We start from the raw sequence: 22,770 nt of genomic DNA, 5'->3' as shown, positions 1-22,770 counted from the left end.
GACCGGGCGCCACCGCCCCGGCCGCCGCGCCCGCCGCCCGCCCGGCGGCCCCGGCCCGGCCCGCCTCCGTGCCGGCCGCCGCCGCGCTCCCCGTCATCGCGAAGCCGCCGATCCGCAAGCTCGCGAAGGACCTCGACGTCGACCTCCTCGAGGTGCAGGCCACCGGCCTCGCCGGCGAGGTCACCCGCGACGACGTCATCCGCCACGCCTCCCAGGCCAGCGTCTTCCGCAACATCCAGACCCCCGCCTGGGGCGACGACCGCGAGGAGCGCATCCCCGTGCGCGGCGTCCGCAAGGCGATCGCCGCCGCGATGTCGACGAGCGCGTTCACCGCGCCCCACGTCAGCGTCTTCGTCGACGTCGACGCGACCCGCACCATGGAGTTCGTCAAGCGCCTCAAGAACTCGCCCGACTTCGCCGGCGTCAAGGTCTCGCCGCTGCTCATCATGGCCAAGGCCATCATCTGGGCCGTCCGCCGCAACCCCACCGTCAACTCCGCCTGGACCGACACCGAGATCGTCGTCCGCCACTACGTCAACCTCGGCATCGCCGCGGCCACCCCGCGCGGACTGCTCGTCCCCAACGTCAAGGACGCCCAGTCGATGAGCCTCCTCGAACTGGCCCAGGCCCTCGAGAAGCTCACCCTCGACGCCCGCGACGGCAAGACCACCGCCGCCGACATGCAGAACGGCACCATCACCATCACCAACATCGGCGTGTTCGGGATGGACACGGGCACCCCGATCCTGAACCCCGGCGAAGTCGCGATCATCGCCCTCGGCACGATCAAGCAGAAGCCCTGGGTCGTCGACGGCGAGGTCCGCCCCCGCTTCGTCACCACGGTCGGCGGCTCCTTCGACCACCGCGTCGTCGACGGCGACGTCGTCAGCCGCTTCGTCGCCGACGTCGCCAGCGTGCTGGAGGAACCGGCGCTGCTGCTCGACTGAGCGGATTCCTCCTTCGTCGTCATCCTCTCCGCGGTCGGCTTTCCGAGGTGGGGGCGTGTCGTGGAGCGGGGGAGCGTACCGCTACGGCGAATCGCTGGAACGCGATTCGGCGGTGAGCTCGGCGGTGCTCGATTGAGCGGATTCCTCCTTCGTCGTCATGCGCTCCGCGGTCGGCTGTACGAGGTGGGGGCGTTTCGTGGAGCGGGGAGAGCGGGGGAACGGCAGCGGTCAGCGGGGGGAGACGGCGAAGGAGTGCAGGGCGAGGGCGTCGCTCAGGCGGGCGGCGACGCGGGCGCCGCGGACGCTGGTGCCCTGGGGGTCCAGCGGCGGGCTGACGACGGCGGCGCCGAGGCGGCCGGGAGCGGAGAGGACGAGGGCGCCCGAGACGCTCGACTTGGCGGGGACGCCGACCGCGCGCATCCAGCGGCCCGAGCCGTCGTAGACGCCGCACGTCGCCATGACCGCGATCACGTCGCGCGCGACCGAGGCCGGCACGACCCGCTCGCCGGTCCCCGGGTGCACGCCGCCGAACGCGAGCGTCGCGCCCATCGCGGCCAGGTCGCGGACGTCGACCAGCACGGCGCACGCCCGGGCGTACGCGGAGACGGCGTCGTCGGCGCTGCGGTGCAGGGTGCCCTCCGCGCGCATCAGGTGCGCGAGGGCGTGATTCCGGTCGCCGAGGAGGTGCTCGTCGGCGGCGACGCTCTCGTCGACGGAGAGCGGGCGGCCGGCGAAGGCGGAGAGGCCGCGGAGGATCCGCTCGCTCCGGCCGTCGGCGTCGCCGCCGTCGACCAGGGCGGCGGTCAGCAGCGCTCCCGCGTTGACCATCGGGTTCGGCGGGCGCCCGGTGCCGCTCTCGAGCTTGAGGGCGTCGAAGGCCTCGCCGGTGGGCTCGATGCCGACGCGGTCGAGCGCGTCACCGCCGGTGTCGAGGAGCGCGAGCGCGAACAGGAACGGCTTGACGGCCGACTGGATGCTGAACCGCGCCTCCGCGTCGGCGCTCGCGCGGACGGACCCGTCGGGCAGGACGAGCGCGATCGCGCAGAGTCCCGGGTCGGCGTCCGCGAGCGCGGGGACGCTGTCGTCGACCTCGCCCCCGTCGTCCGGCAGCACCTCCCGGCGCAGCGCCTCGAGGTCGAAGGCCAGGGGATCGGGGAGGGGGCTCATCCGTCCACTCTGTCAGGGCGGGGAGCCCGTCGCGTCCCGGGCCTCAGACGAGCCCGAACTCCGCGTCCAGCGCGTCCAGCTCCGAGGCGAACGACGCGCGCAGACTCTCCTTCTCGTCGGCGGGCAGCCAGGAGGCCTCCGCTCCGGTGAGCGCCATCGCGCGCAGCTGCGCGGCGGTCGCGCCGATCGGGCCGGCGGCGAGGCGGTACTCGTCGGCGAGCGTGGTCGGGAACATCCCGGGATCGTCGGAGCACGGCACGACCTGCAGTCCCGCGTCGAGCATCGCCCGGATGGACGCGCGCCGCCAGGGCCGCCAGGAGCGGCGCGAGGTCGTCGAGGCGACGGTGAACACGACGCCCTGCTCGCGGACGCGCTCGACGACGGCGGGGTCCTCGAGGACGAAGTAGCCGTGGTCGATCCGGTCGCAGCCCAGCAGATCGAGGCAGGTCGTCGTGTCGGCCGCGGTCGGGGCGTGCTCGGAGGAGTGGGCGGTCCGGCCCAGGCCGGCCTCCCCGGCGAGGCGGTAGGCGTCGGCGAAGCGCTCGGGCGGACCCGCCGTCTCGAGGTTGTCGAGCCCGATCCCCGCCACGTACTGGTGGGGGTGGCGGACGACCTCGCGGACCAGCTCGAGCGCCTCCTCCCCGCTGTGGCCCGCGGCCTGAGCCGGGACGGTTCGCGACGGGGCCCGCGGGACCGCGCGGCTCCGGGAAGCCGGACGCGGTCCCGCGGGTCGGACGCCGCTACGCCGTGAGCGCGACCGCCGTCCACGAGACGGGCGGGAGGGTCAGCGTCAGCACGCCGTCCTCGAGCGATGCCGGGGCCTCGCGCAGGCGCACGCGGTCCTGGTCGTCGCGGGTGTTCTTCGCGTAGGGGTCCTCGTCGAACAGGGCCACCGCCTCCGCGATGCTCGAGACTCCGAGGCCGCTGACGTCGACGGTGACCTCGATCGGCTCCGTCTGCGAGCGGTTCACCAGGAAGACGGCCGCGCGGCCCTTGTCGACGGTGGCGACGGAGTCGATGAGCGGAGCGTCGCCGTGGCGGGCGGTCGAGTAGGTCCCCGCGTCGATCCGGGGGCGCAGCACCGAGCCGGAGGCCAGACGCGCGGTGGTCGAGAACGGGAAGAACGTGGTCTGGCGCCACGCGGCTCCGCCCGGCTCGGTCATGATCGGCGCGATCACGTTGACGAGCTGCGCGAGGGAGGCGGAGGTGACCCGGTCGGAGTTCTTCAGCAGCGTGATCATCAGGTTGCCGAGGACGACGGCGTCGGCGACGGAGTAGACGTCCTCGAGCAGGCGCGGGGCGTAGGCCCACTCGCGGGTGCTCTGGTCGCCCTCGGCGTCGGCCTTCTCCTTGGCCTGCCACTCCTCGAGGTACCAGACGTTCCACTCGTCGAAGGAGAGCTTGATGTCCTTCGTCTTCTTGAGCTTGAACTTCACGTGGTCCACGGTCGCCGCGACGGTCGCGATGAAGTACTCCATGTCGAGGGAGGAGGCGAGGAAGGAGCCGAGGTCTCCGTCGTACTCCTGGTAGTAGGCGTGGCACGAGACGTACTCGACGTCGTCGTACGCGTGCTCGAGGACCACGCGCTCCCACTCGCCGAAGGTCGGCATCGACGAGCTCGACGAGCCGCAGACGACCAGCTCGAGCGAGGGGTCGGCGATCTTGAGGGCCTTGGCGGTGCGGGAGGCGAGCTTGCCGTAGTCGTCGGCGCTCATGTGGCCGACCTGCCAGGGGCCGTCCATCTCGTTCCCGAGGCACCACATGCGGATGTCGTAGGGCTCGGTCCCGCCGTTGGCGATGCGCTGGTCGGCGAGAGCGGTGCCGGCCGGTCCGTTGGCGTACTCGAGGACGTCGAGCGCTTCGAGGACGCCGCGGGTGCCGAGGTTGACGGCGTACATGATCTCGCTGCCGGTCAGCTCCGCCCACTTCGCGAAGTCGTCCAGCCCGACCTCGTTGGTCTCGAGCGAGTGCCAGGCCAGGTCGCGGCGGCGGGGGCGCTCGGAGCGCGGGCCGACGCCGTCCTCCCAGCGGTAGCCCGAGACGAAGTTGCCGCCGGGGTAGCGGATCGTCGTGGTGCCCAGCTCCTTGACCAGCTCGACCACGTCGAGGCGGAACCCGTCCTCGTTCGAGGCGGGGTGGCCGGGCTCGTAGATGCCGTCGTACACGCAGCGGCCGAGGTGCTCGACGAACGAGCCGAAGAGGCGCGGAGTGACGGGGGCGACGACCGCGGCGGGGTCGAGGCTGATGCGCGCGGTGGCGGCGGGGGCGTCGGTCATGAGGGCCTTTCGGGCTTCGGGCTCCCGCAGCGGCTCGGCGGCGAGTGGTCTTTCTAACGTTGTACACGATGGTCCGCCCCGGCTCGGCCGCTGTCAAGAGCGGCACCGGCCCCCTCCTGCCTCGCTGCTCGCCGCTGCCGACTGCGGCAGACCTCTTCGGGCGTCGCGTCTCCCCGCCGCCGCTCAGCGCACCTGTGCTCGACTGGGCGGGTGCCCTCCTCCGATGCCGTCACCGACGCCTGCTCCGAGCTCGCCGACCGCGCCGACGCCCTCGCGGCGTCGCATCCCCGCCCGCGGGCGTTCCTCGCGGCCGTCGCGAAGGACGTCGCCGGCATCCGCAGTGCCCCGCTCGGCGCCCTCGACCTGGCGCACGGCGGCCGCAACCGGGTCCGGGGGAAGGGCTTCCGCCGCCCCTACGACGACGGCACCCGCGGCCAGGCCCGCCACTTCGCCGGCGTCGCGGGCGCCACGCTGTACCTCGGCGGCCCGCTCGCGCACCTGTTCCTCCGGACCGTCGGCGGCGACGTCCGCGGCTCGGCCGACGACCGGCTGACGACGCGGGCCGTGGAGTGGAGTCGGCTCCTCCGCCGCGGCGAGCTGGCCGTCGCGGACGCGGGAGCGTGGATCCGCCGCGAGATCTGCGGCAGCGGGACCTGCGCCTAGGCCCCGGCCGACGCCCGGCCGACCGGCGGGTCCTCCGCGATCGGCCGGCCCGCGGTCGACTCCCGGGCGACCACGGTGAACGCCGCCTCGTGGAGCGTCCCGGGGCCGGTGCGGGTGCCCTCGATCCGGGCCTGCAGCACCTCGACCGCGGTGCGCGCGATCTCGTCGCGCCCCGAGTCCACGGTGGAGAGGCTGGGGGAGGAGTAGCCCGCCTCGTCGATGTCGTCGAAGCCGATCACCGCCACCTCCTCGGGGACGCGGACCCCCGCCTCCTGGAGCGCGCGGACCGCGCCGAGCGCGAGGGTGTCGTTGAGTGCGAACACGGCGTCGAAGTCGAGCCCGGAGGCGAGCACGCGGCGCATCGCCTCGGCGCCGCCGGAGCGCCGCCACGGGCCCGAGACGCCGATCATCCGCTCGTCGTAGGCGATGCCGGCCTCGGCGAGCGCGGCGCGGTAGCCCTCGAGGCGGAGCGACGCCGAGCTGACGGCGGCGTCGGGGTGGGTCCCGAGCGCCACGATCCGGCGCCTTCCGGAGGCGAGCAGGTGCGCGGTGGCCGCGTGCGCCGCCGCGGTGTTCTGCATGGTGACGTGGTCGACCAGCCCGGTGAAGATCCGCTCGCCGAGCAGCACCAGGGGGAAGCCGACCGCGAGCGCGTCCTCGTCGGCGAGGCCCAGCGGGCTGAAGAGCAGGCCGTCGGTGAGCTGCCGGCGCTCGCTCGCCAGGACGCTCCGCTCGCGCTCGGGGTCGCCGCCGGTCTGCTCGATCAGCACCGTCAGGCCGCGCTCGTCGGCGGCGCGCATCACGCTGTCGGCGAGCTCGGCGAAGTAGGGGAGGCTCAGCTCCGGCAGGGCGAGGCCGATCACGCCGGTGCGGCCGCGGCGCAGGCTCCGCGCGGAGAGGTTGGGGCGGTAGCCCAGTTGCGCGATGGCCGCCTGCACCCGGGAGCGGGTGGCCGGGCGCACGTGCGGATAATCGTTGATCACGTTCGAGACGGTCTTGATCGAGACGTCGGCGGCGCGGGCGACGTCGTGCAGCGTGACGGCCACGGTCCTCCCTCCGCTCGGCCCTCACGCTACCCCGGGGCTCCGCTCCGGCCTGTCGCGGATCGACGCCGGGGCGGCGTGCGGGCGGGGCGCGCCGCCGGAGCAGGACGCGCCCCGCGGCCGATCAGGTGTACCAGCTGGGCTCGGGGACGGTGTCGAGCAGGGCGAAGACGCCGACCTCGCGGCGCTTGTAGGGCAGCGGATCGTGCAGGGAGTGGGTGCGGAGGTTCCGCCAGTAGAGGTCGAGTCCGACCGAGCTCGCGGAGGCGCGGGCGCCGGTCAGCTCGAAGACGCGGGTCGCCGTCGCGAGGCCGTCCTCCACGATCCGCGCCTTGGCCGCGGCGATCCGCACGGCGATCTCGCCGCGGCGCCGAGGCGTCAGCTCCTCGCGCGGAGCGTGCAGCGCGGCCGAGAGCGCGGCCCCCGTCGCGTCGATCAGCGCCTCGTCGGCCCAGAGCCGGGACTGCAGGTCGCCGTATCCCTCGAGCACGTACCACTCGTCGCCGGCGCGCTCCTTGTCGTCGCCGCCGTACGGCCAGGCCCGGGTGCGCTCGCGGGTGTACTGCGCCGCGCGCTCGAGCGCTCCCTGCGCGATGCCGAGGTAGAACTCGGCGAAGACCTGCTGGATGACGGGCACGTTGAGGGTGTTGTAGACGAGCGGACGGTAGACCTTGTCGACGAAGCCGGCCGCCGCCGCCCACGGCACGCGGACGCCGCGGATCTCGACGGAGCCGGACTCGGTGAGCCGCTGGCCGAGGCTGTCCCAGTCGCGGCCGAAGACGATCCCCTCCTGAGCGGTGGGGACGATCGCGAAGAGGTGGGTGTCCGTCCCCTCGAGCACCCCCTCGAGCACGGTCAGGTCGCTGACCACGCCGCCGGTCGAGAACGACTTGCGGCCGGTGAAGACCAGCTCGTCGCCCTCCTCCCGCACGGTGAGGTCGGAGTCGCGCGGGTTCACCGCGCCTCCGTAGAGGAGGTCCCCCTCGGTCGCGAGCTGCTCGACCGCGATGATCTGCTCGGGGGTCCCCACGAGGCGGGCCGCCCAGGCCCAGAGGTAGTGGTAGCCGAGCAGCTGGCCGATCGAGCCGTCGCCGCGCGCGACGGTGCGGACGACGCGGAGGGCGGTGGTCCACTCCTGGGCACCGCCGCCGTGCTCGGCGGGCCCGAGCAGCGTGACGAGGCCGGCCGCCTTGAGCAGGGCGACCTCGGCGAAGGGGGCGGCGCCGGCGCGGTCGCGCTCGAGGGCGTCGGTCGCGAGCACGGCGGCGACCTCCTCGGCGCGGACGAGCCAGGCGTCAGGGGAGTCGGGCCGGGGTGCGGCCGACCAGTGCTCGGCGGCGGCGCCGATCGTCGTCGCGGCGTCGGCGCCGGCGGTCGTGGGTGCGGTGGTGGTCACGGTGTCCTCGTCTCGTCGGGGGGCGGTGTGCAGCGACTGTGCCAGGGGCTAGGTGTCCGGAGCGAGGCGCGTGTCGCCCCGTGTCCGCGTGTGTCCGCGGATGACCGGCGGGCGCCTCTGCACGATTTTGACAATCGTTATCAATAGCCGTTAGCGTGGGGGCACCCGCCCGGCCCCTGACCCAGATCGGCTCACCGTGAAGACCCGCCTCCTCGCCCTCACCGCCCTCCTCGGCGGCACCGCGCTCCTCCTGAGCGGCTGCTCCGGAGCGGGCAGCGCCTCCGACAGCTCCTCCGCCGCCGCCGCGGGCGGGCCCGTGAAGGTCGTCGCGTCGACGAACGTCTACGGCGACCTCGTCTCGAGCATCGGCGGCGACCTGGTCGAGGTGACCAGCATCATCGACAGCCCGGACAAGGACCCGCACGAGTACGAGGCCACCGCCCGCGACCAGCTCGCCGTGTCCGGCGCGACCCTCGTGATCGAGAACGGCGGCGGCTACGACCACTTCCTCGACACCATGATCAGCGCGGCCGGCACCGAGGCCCCCGTCATCACGGCCACCGTGATCGCCGGCCTGGAGGACGTCCACGACCACGCGGAGGAGGAGGAGGAGGAGTCGGAGGGCGGGCACGAGCACGCGGAGTTCAACGAGCACGTCTGGTACGACCTCTCGGTGATGAAGGAGGTCGCGGGGCGGATCGGCGACGAGCTCGCCGCGCTCGACCCCGACAACGCCTCCGCCTACTCCGCCAATCTCGCCACCCTCGACGAGGGGCTCGACGCCCTGATCGCCCGCGAGGGCGAGCTGAAGGGCACGCTCTCCGGCCGCTCCATCGCGATCACCGAGCCCGTCCCGCTGTACATGACCGATGCGCTCGGCCTGACCGACGCGACTCCCGAGGCCTTCAGCGAGGCGGTCGAGGAGGGCACCGACGTCCCCGCGACCACGCTCCAGGAGACGCTGGCGCTGTTCTCCGGCGAGGCCGTCGACGCGTTGATCTACAACGAGCAGACCGAGGGCGCGCAGACGGACGCGGTGCTCGACGCCGCGAAAGCCGCCGGGATCCCGGCCGTCCCCGTCACCGAGACGCTGCCCGAGGGCGACGACTACACCGGCTGGATGACCGCCAACCTCGACGCGATCGAGGGAGCCCTCTCCCAGTGAGCCACGACTCCCCGACCAGGCCCGTCTCCCCGGAGGCGGGCCCTTCGGCGTCCGTGCTGCGGCTGCGCGGCGCCGGCCTCCGCTTCGGCGACCGCGAGCTGTGGAGCGGCGTCGACCTCGACGTGCGCGCCGGCGAGTTCGTCGCGGTGCTCGGCGCGAACGGCTCCGGCAAGACGAGCCTCCTGCGCGCGGTGCTCGGCCAGCAGCAGCTGAGCGCGGGGGAGCTGCAGGTGCTCGGCGAGCCCGTGCACCGCGGCAACCGGCGCATCGGCTACATCCCGCAGCAGAAGCTCGCCGACGAGGGCACTCCGCTGCGCGCCCGCGATCTGCTCGGGCTCGGGATCGACGGCCACCGGTTCGGCCTGCCCCTGCCCTCCCGCTCCCGGCGCGCGGCCGTCGACGCGCTGCTCGAGGCCGTCGGCGCCACCGCCTTCGCCGACGCCCCCATCGGCAGCCTGTCCGGCGGCGAGCAGCAGCGCGTCCGCGTCGGCCAGGCGCTCGCGGGCGACCCGGCGCTCCTGCTCTGCGACGAGCCGCTGATCGCGCTCGACCTCGCCCACCAGCGAGCGGTCAGCGAGCTGATCGACCGGCACCGCCGCGAGCGGAACCTCGGCGTCCTCTTCGTCACGCACGACGTGAATCCGGTGCTCGGCATGGTGGACCGCGTGCTCTACCTCGCCGGCGGGCGGTTCCGGATCGGCACCCCCGACGAGGTCCTGCGCTCGGAGGTGCTCAGCGAGCTCTACGACGCACCCGTCGACGTGATCCGCGCCCGGGGCCGGGTCATCGTGGTCGGCGCCCCCGACCACTCGCACGTGCACGAGCAGGAGGAGGGGCAGTCGTGACGGACGTCTGGTCGCAGATCTTCGACTTCTCGGACTACGGAGCGCTGCTGTCGCTCCTGATGAACTCGGTGATCGCCGGCGCGGTCCTCGGAGTGGTCGGCGGGCTCATCGGCGTCTTCGTGATGTCGCGCGACATGGCCTTCGCGGTCCACGGCATCAGCGAGCTCTCGTTCGCGGGGGCGTCCGCGGGGCTGCTGCTGGGCGTCGGCGTCGTCGAGGGATCGATCGTCGGCTCGCTGATCGCGGCGGTCCTGATCGGCGTGCTCGGCTCGCGCGCCCGCGACCGCAACTCGATCATCGCGGTGCTGATGCCCTTCGGACTCGGCATCGGCATCCTCTGCCTGGCCCTCTACCCGGGCCGCAGCGCGAACAAGTTCGGCCTGCTCACCGGGCAGATCGTCGCGGTCGACGACCCGCAGCTCGGGTGGCTGATCGGCATCTCGGTGGTCGTCCTCGCCGGTCTCGCGCTGATCTGGCGCCCCCTCACCTTCGCGAGCGTCGACGCCGACGTGGCGGCCGCGCGCGGCATCCCCACCCGGGCGCTCTCGATCGCGTTCATGCTCCTGCTCGGCCTCGCGGTCGCCGTCTCGGTGCAGATCGTCGGCTCGCTGCTCGTGCTCGCGATCCTGGTGACGCCGGCGGCCGCGGCACTGCGCCTCTCCGCCTCGCCGGTGGTCGTGCCGCTGCTGAGCGTGCTCTTCGCCGTCGGCGCGCTGGTGGGCGGCATCCTGCTCGCGCTGGGCGGATCGATCCCGATCAGCCCCTACGTGACGACGATCTCGTTCGCGATCTACGCGGTCTGCCGGATCATCGGCCGCAAGGGCGTCCGGCGCTCCCGGCTGGCCGTCGGCGGGGGGCGGTAGCGTGGCCCGGGTCGTGCGGAGTGGAGGTGGTCCAGTGGTCAAGCGCAACACGTGGCAGCGCGAGGCGGTGCGCGAGGCCCTCGGGCGTCGCGAGGACTTCGTCAGCGCCCAGGGCCTGCACAGTGCGCTGCACGCCTCCGGCTCGCCGATCGGGCTCGCGACGGTCTACCGTGCGCTCTCGGACCTGGCCGTGGAGGGCGAGGCCGATTCGCTGCAGTCGCCCGAGGGCGAGAGCCTCTACCGCGCCTGCACGCCGGGGACGCACCACCACCATCTGATCTGCCGCCGCTGCGGGCTGACGGTCGAGATCGCGGCCGACGAGGTCGAGGAGTGGGCGCGCTCGGTCGCGTCGCAGAACGGATTCACGGACGCGCACCACGTCGTGGACGTCTTCGGGCTCTGCGCGGCCTGCACCGCGGGGCTCGCCGAGGCCTGAGGGTGGTCCGGCCGGGAGCCCGTCCGTGGGCGACCCTGGCCCGGCGTTCGGCTCAGGCCGGAAGGAACACGCCGATCGACCGGTCCTTCACCACGGAGCCGGCGGGCAGCACCCGCCCGCTCATCGCGAGGTAGACGCCCGGCGGCAGCAGCTGCACGGCGGCCACCGCGGTGCCGAGGTTGAACGCGGCATCGCTGTCGAGCATCCGTGCGGGCTGCATCGCGCCGGTGAGGACGACCACCCGATCGCGGACGACGCCGAGGGCCTCGGCCGTCGCGGTCATCGTGTCGGTGCCGTGGGTGAGGACGATCCGGTCCTCCTCGGCGGCGAGCACCCGCTCGCGGATGAGGGCCCGATCGGCGTCGTCGAGCTCGAGGCTGTCCTTGGCGAGGACCTCCTCGACGCGGAACTCGAGCGTGGTGAGCACCGGGGCGAGCAGGCGCGGCACCATCGGGGCGCCGATCTCGAGCTCGCCCGCGAGCGAGTACTCCTTGTCGACGGTGCCACCGGTGGTGAGGACGAGGATGCGGTCAGTCACGCGATCAGACTAGGCGCCGCCTCCGACACCGGCACGTTCGTGCGCAGTGGCCGCGCCACGTCGGCGGCGGCGGCCCGCATCGGGAACGATGGAGCGCATGACATCCTCCTCCCCCTCCCTCCTCCGCACCGGCGCCAAGGTGCTCCTCGGCTCCGCCCTCCTCTTCGCGGGGGTGAGCCACCTCACCCGCAAGCGGGAGGAGTTCCAGGCGCAGGTGCCCGAGTGGGTGCCGCTGGACAAGGACGCGGTCGTGCTCGCCTCGGGCGTGGTCGAGATCGGCCTGGGCGCCTCGCTGGTGCTCGCGCGCCGACGGGCGCCGCTGGTCGGAGCCGCGGCCGCCGCCTTCTTCACCGCGATCTTCCCGGGCAACGTCTCGCAGTGGGTGACGCGGACGAGCGCCTTCGGCCTCGACACCGACCGCAAGCGCGCCGTGCGCCTCGCGTTCCAGCCGCTGCTGGTGGCGTGGGCGCTCTGGTCGACCCGTCGTCCGCGGGGCTGATCCCACTCATCGGATCCCGCTCGCCGGGCGGCACGACGCCGGCCGTGAGCGCGTGCCGCCCGCCGCCCGCCTCGGAGCATCCCCCTCAGCCGCCGCCCTGCTGCGCCTCGGCCAGCAGCGGCGCGAGCAGCTCCTCGATCCGGCGCCGCGCCCCCTCGGCGTCGCCTGCGGCGATCGCCTCGACCAGCTCGGCGTGCTGCCGGGCGTGCACGTCCTCCTCGCCGACGACGTCCTCCTCCAGCACCGACTCGAACATGCCGGTGAGGCCGTCGTAGAGCTCGACGAACAGGTCGTTGTGGGTCGCGACGACGACGGCCCGGTGCAGCGCGGTGTCCGCGGCGATCCGCTCGGCGAGCTCCGGCGCCTCCCACGAGCGGGCCCGGCGGGCCAGCAGGGCGCGGAGGGAGGCGACGTCCTCCCCGGTGCGGCGCTCGGCCGCCAGCGCGGCCGTCGCCCCGTCGATCGCGAACCGCAGCTCGAGGCCCTCCCGGCGGGCGGCGCTCGGGATGCGGCGGCGCAGCGATTCGGCGAGCTGCGAGCGCGCGGTGACGAACGTGCCGCGCCCCTGCTCCCGCCGCACGAGGCCCGCCTGCACGAGGGCCTGGACGGCCTCGCGGACGGAGTTGCGTCCGGCGCCGGTCCAGCGGGCGAGCTCGGCCTCCACCGGGATCCGCTCGCCGACGGCCCAGCGGCCGGAGCGGATCTCCTCGTGGAACAGCGCCGTGACGTGGTCGATCACGCTCTCGCGCTGGAACGGCGCCGCGGGGCTAGACTCGCCAGGATTCATCCCATCATCCTATCTCTCGGGGACTCCATGACCGCAGCACCGACGCTCCGCGCCACCGCCCTCCTGGCCCTCGCCGCCATCGCGATCACCGCGCTGAACCTCCGCACCGCCGTCACTGGCTTCAGCCCGCTGCTCGACACGATCGGCGCCGATCTCGGCTTCGGGCCCTCGCTCTACGGGGCGCTGGGGACGATCGTCACCGCCTCCTTCGCCGTCTTCGGCTTCGTCGCCGCGGCCGTCTCGCGCCGGATCGGCCTGGAGCGCACGCTCGCGATCGCGACGCTGGTGACCACACTGGGCATCGCCCTCCGCGCGCTCAGCCCGAGCCCGGTCGCTCTGGTGCTCTCGACCGTCGTCGCCTTCGCGGGCGTGGGCACCACGAACGTGCTCATCGTGCCGATCGTGAAGCGGTACTTCGCCGAGCGGATCAAGACGGTCAGCTCGCTCTACCTGGCGCTGCTGCAGGTGGGCCAGTTCGTCGCTCCGCTGGTCGCGGTGCCGCTGGCCTCGACGGCGGGGTGGCGCTGGGCGATCGGGATCTGGGCCGTGATGACGGCCGCGGCCTGCCTGCTCTGGGCGGCGCTCGCGGCCCGCGGAGGAGGCGGGGCGGCTCCGGCCGCCGCCGGCGGCCGCGTGGACGGGGCGTGGCGCACGCCGCTGCTCTGGGCGATGGTGCTGATGCTCGGGATGACCGGTCTGCACACCTACGGGATCATCACCTGGCTGCCGACGATCCTCGTCGACGCGGGCGCGGATCCGGCGCAGGGCGGGGCGCTGCTGGCGCTGTTCTCGGTGTTCGGCCTCGCCGCCGCCTTCGTGGTGCCGCCGCTGACTCTGGGGATGCGCAACCCGGTCGTGGTCGTGGTGGTGTGCTGCGTGCTGCTCGCCGTCGGCTACGCGGGCCTCGTCGTCGCTCCGCTGGAGGGTGCCGTGGCGTGGGTGGTCTGCCTCGGGCTCGGCGTCAGCACGTTCCCGATGACGCTGACGCTCGTGAACGCGCGGACGCGGACGACCACCGGCTCCTCGACCCTCTCCGGCGCCACGCAGGGGCTCGGCTACGGGCTCGCCTGCCTCGGTCCGCTGCTGATCGGCGTGCTCTACGAGGCGCAGGGGGACTGGAGCGGCGCGTACGCGCTGCTGTTCGCCGGAGTGGCGGTGCTGCTGGTCAGCGGGATCGTCGCGTGCCGTCCGCGGTTCCTCGAGGACGAGGCGGCGCTCCGCCGGGCCTGAGCGGCGGCGCTCAGCGCGACGCGGCCGGAGCGAGCGCGGAGACGATCCGCCCCAGCCCGAAGCGCCAGGCGCTCTCCACGTCGCCGCCGAGGGTGAAGGCGCCGGTGATCTCCATCCCGATGAACCCCGTCGCCCAGGCGGTCAGCGTGCGCGCCGCCTCGAGGGCGTCCTCCTCGCCCGCCAGCTGCGCGGTGAGGTCCAGCAGGCGGGCGCTCGCCGCGTCGCGGTACTCCTGGGCGGCGACGGGCGTGCCGGGAGCGGGGGCCATCACGAGGAGGAACGCGGCCGGCCGCTCGTGGCCGAAGACGCGGAGGCGGTCGGCGAGCGCGGCGGCGTCCGGGGCGTCGGCGAGGCGGTCGGCGAGCACGGTCAGGGCGTCCGCGGCGACGAGGCGGATCAGCGTCTCGCGCCCCTCGACGCGCTTGTAGAGGGAGGGGGCGCGGACTCCGACGCTCTGCGCGACGGCCTGCATCGTGACCCCGGCGAGCCCGTCGCGCTCGAGGAGCTCGCCGGCGGCGCGCACGATCGCCTCGAGGGAGGTGCGGTCGGGAGTGGGCATGGGCTGAGTATAGCTATTGACAGTAGCCATGATGGCTAACTAGCGTAGCCATCATGGAACTCGGACCCCACCTGCGACGCATCGGCACCGACATCGTCGCCGTCCACCTCGTCCACACCGACGAGGGCGTCACGCTCATCGACGCCGGCCTGCCCGGTCTCTGGCCGGAGCTCCTGGCCGAGCTGCGCGCGATGGGCCGCACCCTCGACGACGTGCGCGGCGTCGTGCTGACCCACGGCGACTCCGACCACGTGGGCTTCGCCGAGCGCCTGCGCCGCGATCACGGCGTGCCGGTCCACGTGCACGCCGCCGACGCCGAGCGGGCGAAGGGCGGGGCGAAGCCGAGGACCGCGACACCGCGGCTGCGCGTCCTGCCGCTCCTCGGCTTCGCGGCCTACGCGCTGCGGAAGGGCATCGCGACGGTCCCGCCGCTCACCGAGGTCGTCGAGGTGCACGACGGGCAGACGCTCGACCTGCCGGGCGCTCCTCGCGTGATCGCGCTCCCGGGTCACTCCCCGGGGAGCATCGCCGTGCACGTGCCGCTGGCCGACGCGGTCTTCGTCGGCGACGGGCTGACCACCCGCCACGTGCTCACCGGCCGCACGGGTCCGCAGCCCGCGCCCTTCACCGACGAGCCGGAGCAGGCGCTCGCGTCGCTCCGGGCGCTCCTGCCCACCGGGGCGCGCTGGGTGGTGCCGGGCCACGGAGCGCCGTGGAGCGGCGGGATCGAGGCGGCGGTCCGGCTGGTCGAGAGCGCCTGAGGCCCGGAGCCGCTCAGGAGGCGGGGACGAGCTTCCAGCGGTCGGCGAGGATCTCGAGGCCCTTGTCGAAGGTCGCCGACCACGCCGTGACGTCGTGGGCGCTGTCCGGCACCTCGAGGTAGGTGGCGCTCATGCCGGCGGCGACGGCCGCGGCGTAGACGGTCTTCGCTCCGGGGAGGAACGAGGTGTCCTCGGCGCCGACTCCGAAGATCGCGACGGTGCCGGTGTAGGGGGCGTTCGCCGCGAGGACGTTCACCGGCTTCGCGGCCTCGTAGGCGGCCTGGTCGCCGCCGAACCCCTGCGCGACCGTCGCCGCCTCGCTGCCGAGGGTCGGCGCGAGCTCGCCCGAGGCGTCGACGATGTTGCCGAAGAGCGACGGGTGGCCGGCGCCGAGCTGGATCGAGCAGGTCCCGCCCTGCGAGAGGCCGCCGATCGCCCAGTGCTGCGCGTCGCCGAGCACCGGCAGGTTGGCGCGGATCCAGTTCGGGACGTCGACGGTGAGGTAGGTGGCCGACTTCCCGAGCGGCGAGTCGACGCACATCGGGTTCTTGTCCGGATCGCCCAGCTGGTCGGGCGACACGACGATCGGCGCGAGGCCGGCGTGCGCGGCGGCGTAGGCGTCGAGGGTCTGCTGGAACTTCTCGGTCGAGAGCGGATCGGAGGGCGACCCCGGCTGCCCCGAGAGCATGATCATCACCGGCAGCAGCGGCGGGGTCGCGGTGAGGGCCGCGGGCGGGAGGTAGACCACGGCGTCGCGGGCCGGGAAGCCCGACGCGGTGGCGGGGATGGCGACCGTCGAGACCGAGCCGACGGCGGGCATCCCGGCCGGGGCCGTCCAGGTCGCGAGGTCCGAGTGCGGTCCGTCCGCGGCGGCGACCGGCACGGAGGAGTCGGAGTACGCGCTGATCCCGAGCGCGCTGCGCACCGTGGGGTACTGGCCGAAGTCGATGTTGACGGTCATCGCGGCCGCCGCGACGACGAGCACTCCGGCCGCGAGCGATGCGAGAACCCCCCGCGCGCGGCGGCGGGCGATCGCGTGCCCGAGGACGACCAGGGCGACGCCCAATCCGCCGATCCCGAGGCCGATCGCGACCCGGGTGACCGGCGTGAAGTCGACGCCGAACGGGCCGTCGGGCCCGTCGACGAGGGCGGCCAGGGCGGCGCCGCCGATCAGGCCCAGGAGGAGGACCGCGACGGCGATCCCGCCGCGTCGGGAGCGCCCGCGGCGGGGAGCGCGGACGTGGGCGGCGAGCAGGAGGAGGAGCGCTCCGATCGCGAGCACGTAGACGGCGACGACGAGGGGGCCGGAGACGAGGCTCAGGTCGAGGAGAGAGGTCATGCGTCGATCCGGTCGGAGGGTGCTCGGGCGGGCGTCAGTCTGGCGGCGGTCTCTGGAGGAGAGCCGGGAGCTGTCGGGAGCGATTCTCCTCCCCGGGCGCGGATCCACCGAGCTCTCCACCGATCGGGCGCAACCCCGCGCGCCGCGCCGCCGCTCCCGCCTAGCGTGGGACTCCCGACGCACACCGCGCCCTCACGAAGGAGCCCGCACCATGACGCAGCAACCCCGCCTCGAGATCTCCTCCCGCGAGGCCCGCGCATGAGCCGCGGAGTCGCCGTCGTCACGGGCGGCACGGCGGGGCTCGGACGCGCCACGGTCCGCGAGCTCGCCTCCCGCGGCTGGGACGTCGCCGTGCTGGCGCGCGGCGAGGACGGACTGGCGGCCACGGTGGCCGAGATCGAGCAGAAGGGCCGGCGCGGGCTGGGCATCCCGACCGACGTGGCCGACCGCGAGGCCGTCGAGTCGGCGGCCGACCGGGTCGAGGCCGAGCTCGGCCCGATCGAGCTGTGGGTCAACGACGCGATGGTCGGCGTCTTCGGCGAGTTCCTCTCGACCGAGCCCGCCGACTTCGAGCGCGCCGTGGGCGTCAACTTCTTCGGCTTCGTCAACGGCACCCGCGCAGCCCTCTCCCGGATGACCCCGCGCGACCGCGGGCACGTCATCCAGGTCGGCTCCGCCCTCGCGCACCGGGGCATCCCGCTGCAGGCCGCGTACTGCGCCTCCAAGTTCGGCGCCCGAGGCTTCACCGAGGCCGTCACCGCGGAGCTGCTGCACGCGAAGAGCCGCGTGCGCCTGTCCGAGGTCGACATGCCGGCGCTCAACACCATCCAGTTCAACTGGGTGAAGTCGCAGCTGCCGCACCACCCGCAGCCCGTGCCGCCGATCTACGAGCCCGAGGTGGGCGCGATCGCGATCGCCGACGTGGCCGACAAGCCGCGCCGCCGCACCTGGGTCGGCGAGCCGACCGCGGGCACCATCCTCGGCGACCGCTTCGCCGGGCGCTTCATGGACTGGTACCTCGCCCGCAACGCCTTCGACGGTCAGCAGGCCCCCGACAAGACGGAGCCGATGCTCCCGAACAACGTGTATGAGCCGGTCCCCGGCGATCACGGCGCCCGCGGCCTCTTCAGCGACCGCGCGCACACCATGACGCCCCAGATCTGGATGATCCGCCACCGCGCCCTGAGCTACGCGGGGGCCGCCGCGGCCCTCGCCGCCGGCGCCGCGGGCGTCGTCTCGGCCCTGCGGAGGAAGTGACCGTGGTCGACGCCGTCGTCATCGGGGCGGGGCCCAACGGCCTCGCCGCCGCGGTCACGCTCGCGCGGGCCGGGCTCTCGGTCACCGTGCTCGAGCGCAACGAGACGATCGGCGGCGGCGCGCGCACGGCGGAGCTGACGCTGCCCGGCTTCCACCACGACGTCTGCTCGGCGGTGCACCCGATGGCCCTCGCGTCCGGCTTCTTCCGCGCCTTCGGGCTCGACCGGCGCATCGAGCTGGTCGTCCCCGAGATCTCGTACGCGCATCCGCTCGACGGCGGCCGCGCGGGCATCGCCTACCGCGACCTCGACCGCACGGTCGAGGCGCTGGGGCGCGACGGAGCGGCGTGGCGCGCCCTGATGGGACCTCTCTCCGAGCGGGCCGACCGCGTCGCGGGCTTCACCAACGACGCGCTGCTGCGGATCCCGACGGACCCGAGCGTGCTGATCCGCTTCGGACTGCGGGTGCTCGAGCAGGGCACCCCGGTGTGGAACCTGCGCTTCCGCGAGGACGTCGCACCGGCGATGTTCTCCGGGGTCGCCGCGCACTCGATCCGCCCGATGCCGAGCCCGTCGACGGCCGCGGCCGCCCTGGCGCTCGGCGCCTACGCCCACGCGCGCGGCTGGCCGGTGCCGATCGGAGGCAGCCAGTCGATCGTCGACGCGCTCGCCGACGACCTCCGGGCGCACGGCGGCACCATCGAGACCGGCGTCGAGGTGACCTCGCTCTCGGAGCTGCCCCCGGCCCGCGCCGTGCTCGTCGACGGCACGCCGACGGCGCTGCTCGCGATGGCGGGGGACCGGCTGCCCCCGGCGTACGCGGCGGCACTTCAGCGCTTCCGCTACGGCAACGGCGTGGCCAAGGTCGACTTCGCCCTCGACGGGCCGGTGCCGTGGACGAACCCGGAGCTCGCCGGCGCGGGCACGCTGCACGTCGGAGGCAGCCGCGCCGAGATCGCGGCCGCCGAGCGCGACGTGAAGCGCGGCCGGCACAGCCGCAGCCCCTACGTGCTGGTGGCGCAGCCCTCGATCGTCGATCCGACCCGGGCGCCCGAGGGCAAGCACGTCCTCTGGGCGTACACGCACGTCCCCCGGTACTCGCCCGCCGACCAGCAGGAGGCGATCACCGCCCAGATCGAGCGCTTCGCCCCCGGGTTCCGCGACCGCGTGATCGGCGCCTCCTCGATGACCGCCCGCGACATGCAGGCCTACAACCCGAACTACCTGGGCGGGGACATCGCCGCCGGAGCCGCGAGCGTCGCGCAGCTGCTCTCGCGCCCGGTCCCCACGACCGACCCGTGGCGGACGCCCGCGAAGGGGCTCTACCTCTGCTCCTCGTCCACCCCGCCCGGGCCGGGCGTGCACGGCATGGCCGGCTGGCACGCCGCCCGCAGCGCGCTGCGGCACGAGTTCGGGGTGCGCGAGTCGCCCGACCTGTCGCCGGAGGCGCACCCGGCCTGAGCCGCCGCCGATGCGCTGCGCCCGTCGCCGCCCCCGGCCTGCCAGGCTGAGGGACGGCGCCGCCACGCGCCCCACCACCACTCGAAGGAGTCCGCGATGTCCCGCACCACCCGCGTCGTCCACTGCCCGCCCGAGTCCGTCTTCGCGGTGCTCGCCTCCGGCTGGCTGTTCCCGAGCTGGGTCGTAGGCGCGTCGCGGATGCGGAAGGTCGACGCCGACTTCCCGCACGTGGGCTCGCAGCTGCACCACTCCTTCGGCCTCTGGCCGCTCGTGATCGACGACCGCACCACGGTCCTCGAGTGGGACCCGCCGCGCCGGATGGTCATCCAGGCCGCCGGCTGGCCGCTCGGCGAGGCCCGGGTGCGCGTCGAGGTCGAACCGCACGCGCGCGGCGCGAAGGTGCGGATGCACGAGGCGCCCGTGAAGGGCCCGGGCACGCTCGTCCCGAAGCCGCTGATGCACTCGTTCCTCTGGATCCGCAACCGCGAGGCCGTGCGCCGGCTCGCCCACATGGCCGAGGCGGGAGCCGCGGGCCGCACGCTTGCGCCCGCCTCGCTCCCCTCGCCCGCCGACCGTGCCGGGATCGACCGGCCGAAGCACGTCTGGGCGCGCCTGACCGGAGCGATCGGGTCGATCGCGGTCGGGACGCTCGTGGTCCGCGGCGTCCTCGCGGCCGTGCGGCGCGCCCGGAGCTGACGGGCCCGGACCCGACGGCGCCCGGAGTCGGCGGCGCCCCGGAGACGACGGCGCCCGGGTCGGACGCCGCTCGGCTCGGACGCCGCCCGAGTCAGACGATCCGCTCGACCAGCCGCACGTGCTGCACCGCGACGCGCTTCGGCTCGCCCGCGAAGGCGGCGTCGCGCTCGGGCGAGGCCAGGTACGCCCGCTCGACCTCGGCGAACGCGTCGGCGTCGCCGGCCGTGCTGACCGCCCAGACGAACTCGTTCACCTCGCGGTCGGCGTAGGCGAACTCGATCCGGAAGCCGTGGGCCTCGCGCGCCGGCACGATCCGCTCGGGGAACCAGGCGAGGAAGTCGTCCATCACCCCGTCCATCAGCTCGTAGCGTCGGAGTTGGATCGTCCTGGTCTCGGCTGCAGCGCTCATGCTGCGACGGTACCCGCCCGGCGGCCGCGCCGTCGCCGCGCTACGCTCGCCGCCGACAGCCCCACGACGAGGAGGACAGCACGGACCCCCGCCACCGCTCCCTCGCGCTGCTCGTCGCCGGCTGCTTCTTCATGGAGAACCTCGATGCCACGATCGTGACGACCGCCGCGCCCGCGATCGCCGCCGACCTGGGCGTCGACTCCGCCGCGGTCTCGATCACCGTCACCGCGTTCCTCCTCACCGTCGCCGTCCTCATCCCGGCCTCGGGCTGGCTCAGCGAGCGCTTCGGCGTGCGCCGCGTCTTCACCAGCGCGATCGCCGTCTTCACCCTCGCCTCCCTGCTCTGCGCGCTCAGCCCCACGCTGCCGCTTCTGGTCGGCGCCCGGGTCCTGCAGGGCGTCGGCGGCGCGCTGATGGTGCCGGTCGGCCGGCTCGCGGTGCTGCGGGCGACTCCGCGGGAGGGGATCATCCACGCCATCGCGATCCTGGTCTGGCCGGGACTGGTCGCCCCCGTGATCGCGCCGTTCCTCGGCGGGCTGCTCACGACCGTCGCCTCCTGGCACTGGATCTTCCTGATCAACCTGCCCCTCGGGGTCGTCGCGTTCGCCATCGCGCGCCGGATCGTCCCCGCCACCGCCGAGAGCGCGCCGCCCCCGCTCGACGTCACGGGGCTGGTGCTCGTCGCGGTCGGGCTCGGCGCGCTGGTCGGAGCGGCGGGGCTCCTCACCGGCTCCGAGCTCGACGGGCGGGCGGTGGCGCCGCTGCTCGTCGGCGCGGTCGTGACGGCGCTCGCCGTGCGGCACCTGCGCCGCGCCGAGCATCCGCTCGTGCGGCTCGACGCCTTCCGCTTCCGCACCTTCCGGGTCGCCAACGCGAGCGGATCGCTCTACCGGGCGACCGTGAACGCGGTGCCGTTCCTGCTCCCGCTGCTGTTCCAGGACGCGTTCGGCTGGAGCCCGGTGCAGGCCGGCTCCGTGGTGCTGGCGCTCTTCGCCGGCAACCTGGCGATCAAGCCGGCCACGACTCCGCTGCTGCGGCGCCTCGGCTTCCGCGGGGTGCTGGTCGCGGCGAGCGCGGTCGGGGCGGCGTGCATGGCGGCGATGGCGTTCCTCGAGCCGGCGACTCCGGTGGCGCTCGTGGTCGCGCTGCTGGTGCTGAGCGGAGTGGCCCGCTCGGCGGGCTTCACGGCCTACAACACCGTCACGTTCGCCGAGGTCCCGCAGGAGGGGATGTCGGGCGCGAACACCCTCAACGCCACCACGCAGCAGATCGCGGCCGGCCTCGGAGTCGCGGTGGGCGCGGTGGCGCTCGCCGTCGGCACCGCGATCGGGCCCGGCCTCGTCCCGTACCGCGTCGCCTTCCTCGCCCTCGCGGTGCTGACCCTCGTGCCGCTCGCCGCCGCCGCCCGGCTCCCGCGCGACTCCGGGAGCGCCCTCACCGCCTGACCCGCGCGGGCGTCAGGCGAGGCCGAGCGCGATGCCGTCGAGGATGTCGTGCGCGGTCGAGTGGACCCGGTCGACGCCCGGCGACGCCTCGTGGACCGCGCGGAGGACCTCGCCCCAGACCAGCGCGCCGGCCGCCAGCACGTCCTCGCGCCCCGGGCGGACCCAGGGGAGGGCCGCCGTCCCCTCCGGAGACAGCGCGGCGAGCTCGTCGCAGGCGGCGAGGACGTCGGAGAGGGGGAGGGACGTCTCGAGCGCGGCGCGGTCGGTGGTGCGGAGGACGTGCGCGGTGATCGTGAGCACGGTCGCGGCGACGCCGACGACGCTCCGGGCCTGCGAGAGGTCGACGGAGGAGGCGGCCAGCGCGGCGCCCACGTCCGCCCGCATCGCCGCGCGCTCGCCCTCCGTCGGTGCGGCGGCCCGGCGGTGGCGCTCGGTCAGGCGGACGCTGCCGACGTCCATCGAGTGCGCCTGCTCCGGCTCCGCTCCGCCGAGCACGAGCTCGGTCGAGCCGCCGCCGAGGTCGACGACCAGCACGGGCCGGGCGGAGTCGACGGCCGAGACCGCGCCGCGGAAGGAGAGCCGCGCCTCCTCCTCGCCGGAGATCGTCTCCGGGGTGACGCCGAGGATCCGCTCGACGGCGGCGAGGAAGTCCTCGCGGTCGGCCGCGTCGCGGGTGGCCGAGGTGGCGACGAAGCGGAGGTGCTCGGCGCCGGCCTCCTGCGCGGCGGCCGCGTACTCGCGGGTGACGGCGAGGGTCCGCTCGAGCGCGGCCGGGTCGAAGCGGCCGGTGCGGTCGACCCCGCGGCCCAGCCGCACGAGCTCGGTGCGGCGCTGGATGTCCCGGAGGCGGCCGCCCTCCACGTCGGCGATCAGCAGGCGGAGGGAGTTGGTGCCGCAGTCGAGCGCCGCGACGCGCGTGGGGGAGGACATCCGCCCATTCTGCCCGCGAGGCCCGGGCCGGAGGCGGGCGATAGCCTGGGGGAAAGACG

23 protein-coding genes and 1 pseudogene are annotated in these 22,770 nt (G+C 74.4%); 13 read left to right on the top strand and 11 right to left on the bottom strand.

The genetic code is table 11. From position 1 onward, the window contains the following. On the top strand, positions 1 to 947 hold a 947-nt coding region (locus tag C5C25_RS14805; protein ID WP_104251051.1), incomplete at its 5' end, for a dihydrolipoamide acetyltransferase family protein. A 228-nt stretch (positions 948 to 1,175) separates the two neighbouring features. On the opposite strand, the gene glsA is transcribed toward C5C25_RS14805, so the two are convergent. From glsA to C5C25_RS14790, 3 genes and pseudogenes are all read right to left on the bottom strand, one after another. Beyond that, complete coding sequence (gene glsA / locus C5C25_RS14800; protein ID WP_104251050.1) at positions 1,176 to 2,114, bottom strand: glutaminase A; 939 nt, start codon at positions 2,112 to 2,114, stop codon at positions 1,176 to 1,178. A 43-nt stretch (positions 2,115 to 2,157) separates the two neighbouring features. Then, a pseudogene (locus C5C25_RS14795) lies at positions 2,158 to 2,745 on the bottom strand (adenosine deaminase); the annotation flags it as partial. Between the two features lie 109 nt (positions 2,746 to 2,854). After that, positions 2,855 to 4,390: an alpha-N-arabinofuranosidase gene (locus tag C5C25_RS14790; RefSeq protein WP_104251048.1), complete on the bottom strand. Its 1,536-nt coding sequence runs from the start codon at positions 4,388 to 4,390 to the stop codon at positions 2,855 to 2,857. A gap of 210 nt (positions 4,391 to 4,600) precedes the next feature. Here C5C25_RS14790 and C5C25_RS14785 point away from each other — a divergent pair, with 210 nt between their 5' ends. Beyond that, positions 4,601 to 5,053, top strand: a complete 453-nt coding sequence (locus C5C25_RS14785) for a hypothetical protein (protein WP_104224546.1) — start codon at positions 4,601 to 4,603, stop codon at positions 5,051 to 5,053. Here C5C25_RS14785 and C5C25_RS14780 read toward each other — a convergent pair. Both C5C25_RS14780 and C5C25_RS14775 read right to left on the bottom strand, forming a co-directional pair. Then, positions 5,050 to 6,099, bottom strand: coding sequence for a LacI family DNA-binding transcriptional regulator (locus tag C5C25_RS14780; protein ID WP_104233558.1), 1,050 nt, complete (start codon positions 6,097 to 6,099; stop codon positions 5,050 to 5,052). The two genes, C5C25_RS14785 and C5C25_RS14780, sit on opposite strands and share 4 nt — an antisense overlap. Positions 6,100 to 6,220: 121 nt before the next feature. Further along, positions 6,221 to 7,492, bottom strand: a complete 1,272-nt coding sequence (locus C5C25_RS14775) for an acyl-CoA dehydrogenase family protein (RefSeq protein WP_258069429.1) — start codon at positions 7,490 to 7,492, stop codon at positions 6,221 to 6,223. A 196-nt stretch (positions 7,493 to 7,688) separates the two neighbouring features. On the opposite strand from C5C25_RS14775, the gene C5C25_RS14770 reads away from it, so the two are divergent. The 4 genes from C5C25_RS14770 to C5C25_RS14755 are packed head-to-tail and all read left to right on the top strand — an operon-like array spanning position 7,689 to position 10,801. Beyond that, positions 7,689 to 8,657 carry a metal ABC transporter solute-binding protein, Zn/Mn family gene (locus C5C25_RS14770; protein ID WP_104251047.1) on the top strand — a complete coding sequence of 323 codons (969 nt, stop codon included), beginning with the start codon at positions 7,689 to 7,691 and terminating at the stop codon, positions 8,655 to 8,657. Then, positions 8,654 to 9,502 carry a metal ABC transporter ATP-binding protein gene (locus C5C25_RS14765; RefSeq protein WP_104251046.1) on the top strand — a complete coding sequence of 283 codons (849 nt, stop codon included), beginning with the start codon at positions 8,654 to 8,656 and terminating at the stop codon, positions 9,500 to 9,502. Before C5C25_RS14770 ends, C5C25_RS14765 begins: the two co-directional genes overlap by 4 nt. A 59-nt stretch (positions 9,503 to 9,561) precedes the next feature. Then, positions 9,562 to 10,365 (top strand): metal ABC transporter permease, encoded by an 804-nt coding sequence (locus C5C25_RS14760; RefSeq protein ID WP_104251052.1) that lies wholly within the window; start codon positions 9,562 to 9,564, stop codon positions 10,363 to 10,365. A gap of 34 nt (positions 10,366 to 10,399) precedes the next feature. Continuing rightward, complete coding sequence (locus tag C5C25_RS14755) at positions 10,400 to 10,801, top strand: Fur family transcriptional regulator (RefSeq protein ID WP_104224542.1); 402 nt, start codon at positions 10,400 to 10,402, stop codon at positions 10,799 to 10,801. A gap of 52 nt (positions 10,802 to 10,853) precedes the next feature. Here C5C25_RS14755 and C5C25_RS14750 read toward each other — a convergent pair whose 3' ends face one another. Then, positions 10,854 to 11,339: an asparaginase domain-containing protein gene (locus C5C25_RS14750; protein ID WP_104224541.1), complete on the bottom strand. Its 486-nt coding sequence runs from the start codon at positions 11,337 to 11,339 to the stop codon at positions 10,854 to 10,856. Positions 11,340 to 11,427: 88 nt separating this feature from the next. On the opposite strand from C5C25_RS14750, the gene C5C25_RS14745 reads away from it, so the two are divergent. Further along, positions 11,428 to 11,838: a hypothetical protein gene (locus C5C25_RS14745; RefSeq protein ID WP_181027249.1), complete on the top strand. Its 411-nt coding sequence runs from the start codon at positions 11,428 to 11,430 to the stop codon at positions 11,836 to 11,838. Positions 11,839 to 11,923: 85 nt separating this feature from the next. Here the strand turns inward: C5C25_RS14745 and C5C25_RS14740 are convergent, their stop codons facing one another. Further along, on the bottom strand, positions 11,924 to 12,625 hold the full coding sequence (locus C5C25_RS14740) for a FadR/GntR family transcriptional regulator (protein ID WP_104227223.1): 702 nt from the start codon (positions 12,623 to 12,625) through the stop codon (positions 11,924 to 11,926). Positions 12,626 to 12,652: 27 nt separating this feature from the next. Here C5C25_RS14740 and C5C25_RS14735 point away from each other — a divergent pair, with 27 nt between their 5' ends. After that, on the top strand, positions 12,653 to 13,855 hold the full coding sequence (locus C5C25_RS14735; RefSeq protein WP_104251045.1) for an MFS transporter: 1,203 nt from the start codon (positions 12,653 to 12,655) through the stop codon (positions 13,853 to 13,855). Between the two features lie 10 nt (positions 13,856 to 13,865). On the opposite strand, the gene C5C25_RS14730 is transcribed toward C5C25_RS14735, so the two are convergent. Beyond that, positions 13,866 to 14,414: a TetR/AcrR family transcriptional regulator gene (locus tag C5C25_RS14730; protein ID WP_104251044.1), complete on the bottom strand. Its 549-nt coding sequence runs from the start codon at positions 14,412 to 14,414 to the stop codon at positions 13,866 to 13,868. Positions 14,415 to 14,467: 53 nt separating this feature from the next. On the opposite strand from C5C25_RS14730, the gene C5C25_RS14725 reads away from it, so the two are divergent. Continuing rightward, positions 14,468 to 15,175: an MBL fold metallo-hydrolase gene (locus C5C25_RS14725; RefSeq protein ID WP_104251043.1), complete on the top strand. Its 708-nt coding sequence runs from the start codon at positions 14,468 to 14,470 to the stop codon at positions 15,173 to 15,175. Between the two features lie 13 nt (positions 15,176 to 15,188). Here C5C25_RS14725 and C5C25_RS14720 read toward each other — a convergent pair whose 3' ends face one another. Continuing rightward, the gene (locus C5C25_RS14720; protein ID WP_104251042.1) at positions 15,189 to 16,514 is read right to left on the bottom strand and encodes an esterase family protein; all 1,326 of its coding nucleotides are present in this window, start codon (positions 16,512 to 16,514) and stop codon (positions 15,189 to 15,191) included. Positions 16,515 to 16,772: 258 nt separating this feature from the next. Between C5C25_RS14720 and C5C25_RS14715 the strand changes: the two genes are divergently transcribed. From C5C25_RS14715 to C5C25_RS14705, 3 genes are all read left to right on the top strand, one after another. Next, positions 16,773 to 17,771 carry an SDR family oxidoreductase gene (locus C5C25_RS14715; RefSeq protein WP_104251041.1) on the top strand — a complete coding sequence of 333 codons (999 nt, stop codon included), beginning with the start codon at positions 16,773 to 16,775 and terminating at the stop codon, positions 17,769 to 17,771. A gap of 2 nt (positions 17,772 to 17,773) precedes the next feature. Beyond that, a complete protein-coding gene (locus tag C5C25_RS14710) occupies positions 17,774 to 19,231 on the top strand; it encodes a phytoene desaturase family protein (protein ID WP_374953782.1) in 1,458 nt (485 codons plus the stop codon). A gap of 96 nt (positions 19,232 to 19,327) precedes the next feature. Further along, a complete protein-coding gene (locus C5C25_RS14705) occupies positions 19,328 to 19,927 on the top strand; it encodes an SRPBCC domain-containing protein (protein WP_104233566.1) in 600 nt (199 codons plus the stop codon). A gap of 91 nt (positions 19,928 to 20,018) precedes the next feature. On the opposite strand, the gene C5C25_RS14700 is transcribed toward C5C25_RS14705, so the two are convergent. Then, positions 20,019 to 20,336: an NIPSNAP family protein gene (locus C5C25_RS14700; RefSeq protein ID WP_104224531.1), complete on the bottom strand. Its 318-nt coding sequence runs from the start codon at positions 20,334 to 20,336 to the stop codon at positions 20,019 to 20,021. 131 nt (positions 20,337 to 20,467) lie between these two features. Here C5C25_RS14700 and C5C25_RS14695 point away from each other — a divergent pair, with 131 nt between their 5' ends. Further along, positions 20,468 to 21,781 carry an MFS transporter gene (locus C5C25_RS14695; RefSeq protein WP_104251039.1) on the top strand — a complete coding sequence of 438 codons (1,314 nt, stop codon included), beginning with the start codon at positions 20,468 to 20,470 and terminating at the stop codon, positions 21,779 to 21,781. Between the two features lie 12 nt (positions 21,782 to 21,793). On the opposite strand, the gene C5C25_RS14690 is transcribed toward C5C25_RS14695, so the two are convergent. Beyond that, the gene (locus tag C5C25_RS14690) at positions 21,794 to 22,711 is read right to left on the bottom strand and encodes an exopolyphosphatase (protein WP_104251038.1); all 918 of its coding nucleotides are present in this window, start codon (positions 22,709 to 22,711) and stop codon (positions 21,794 to 21,796) included. Positions 22,712 to 22,770 lie beyond the last annotated feature (59 nt).

This window comes from Rathayibacter sp. AY2B9, assembly GCF_002931595.1.
Taxonomy (GTDB): Bacteria; Actinomycetota; Actinomycetes; order Actinomycetales; family Microbacteriaceae; genus Rathayibacter.
The sequence above is the reverse complement of the archived record's forward strand: the minus strand, read 5'-3'. Positions and strand labels throughout refer to the sequence as shown.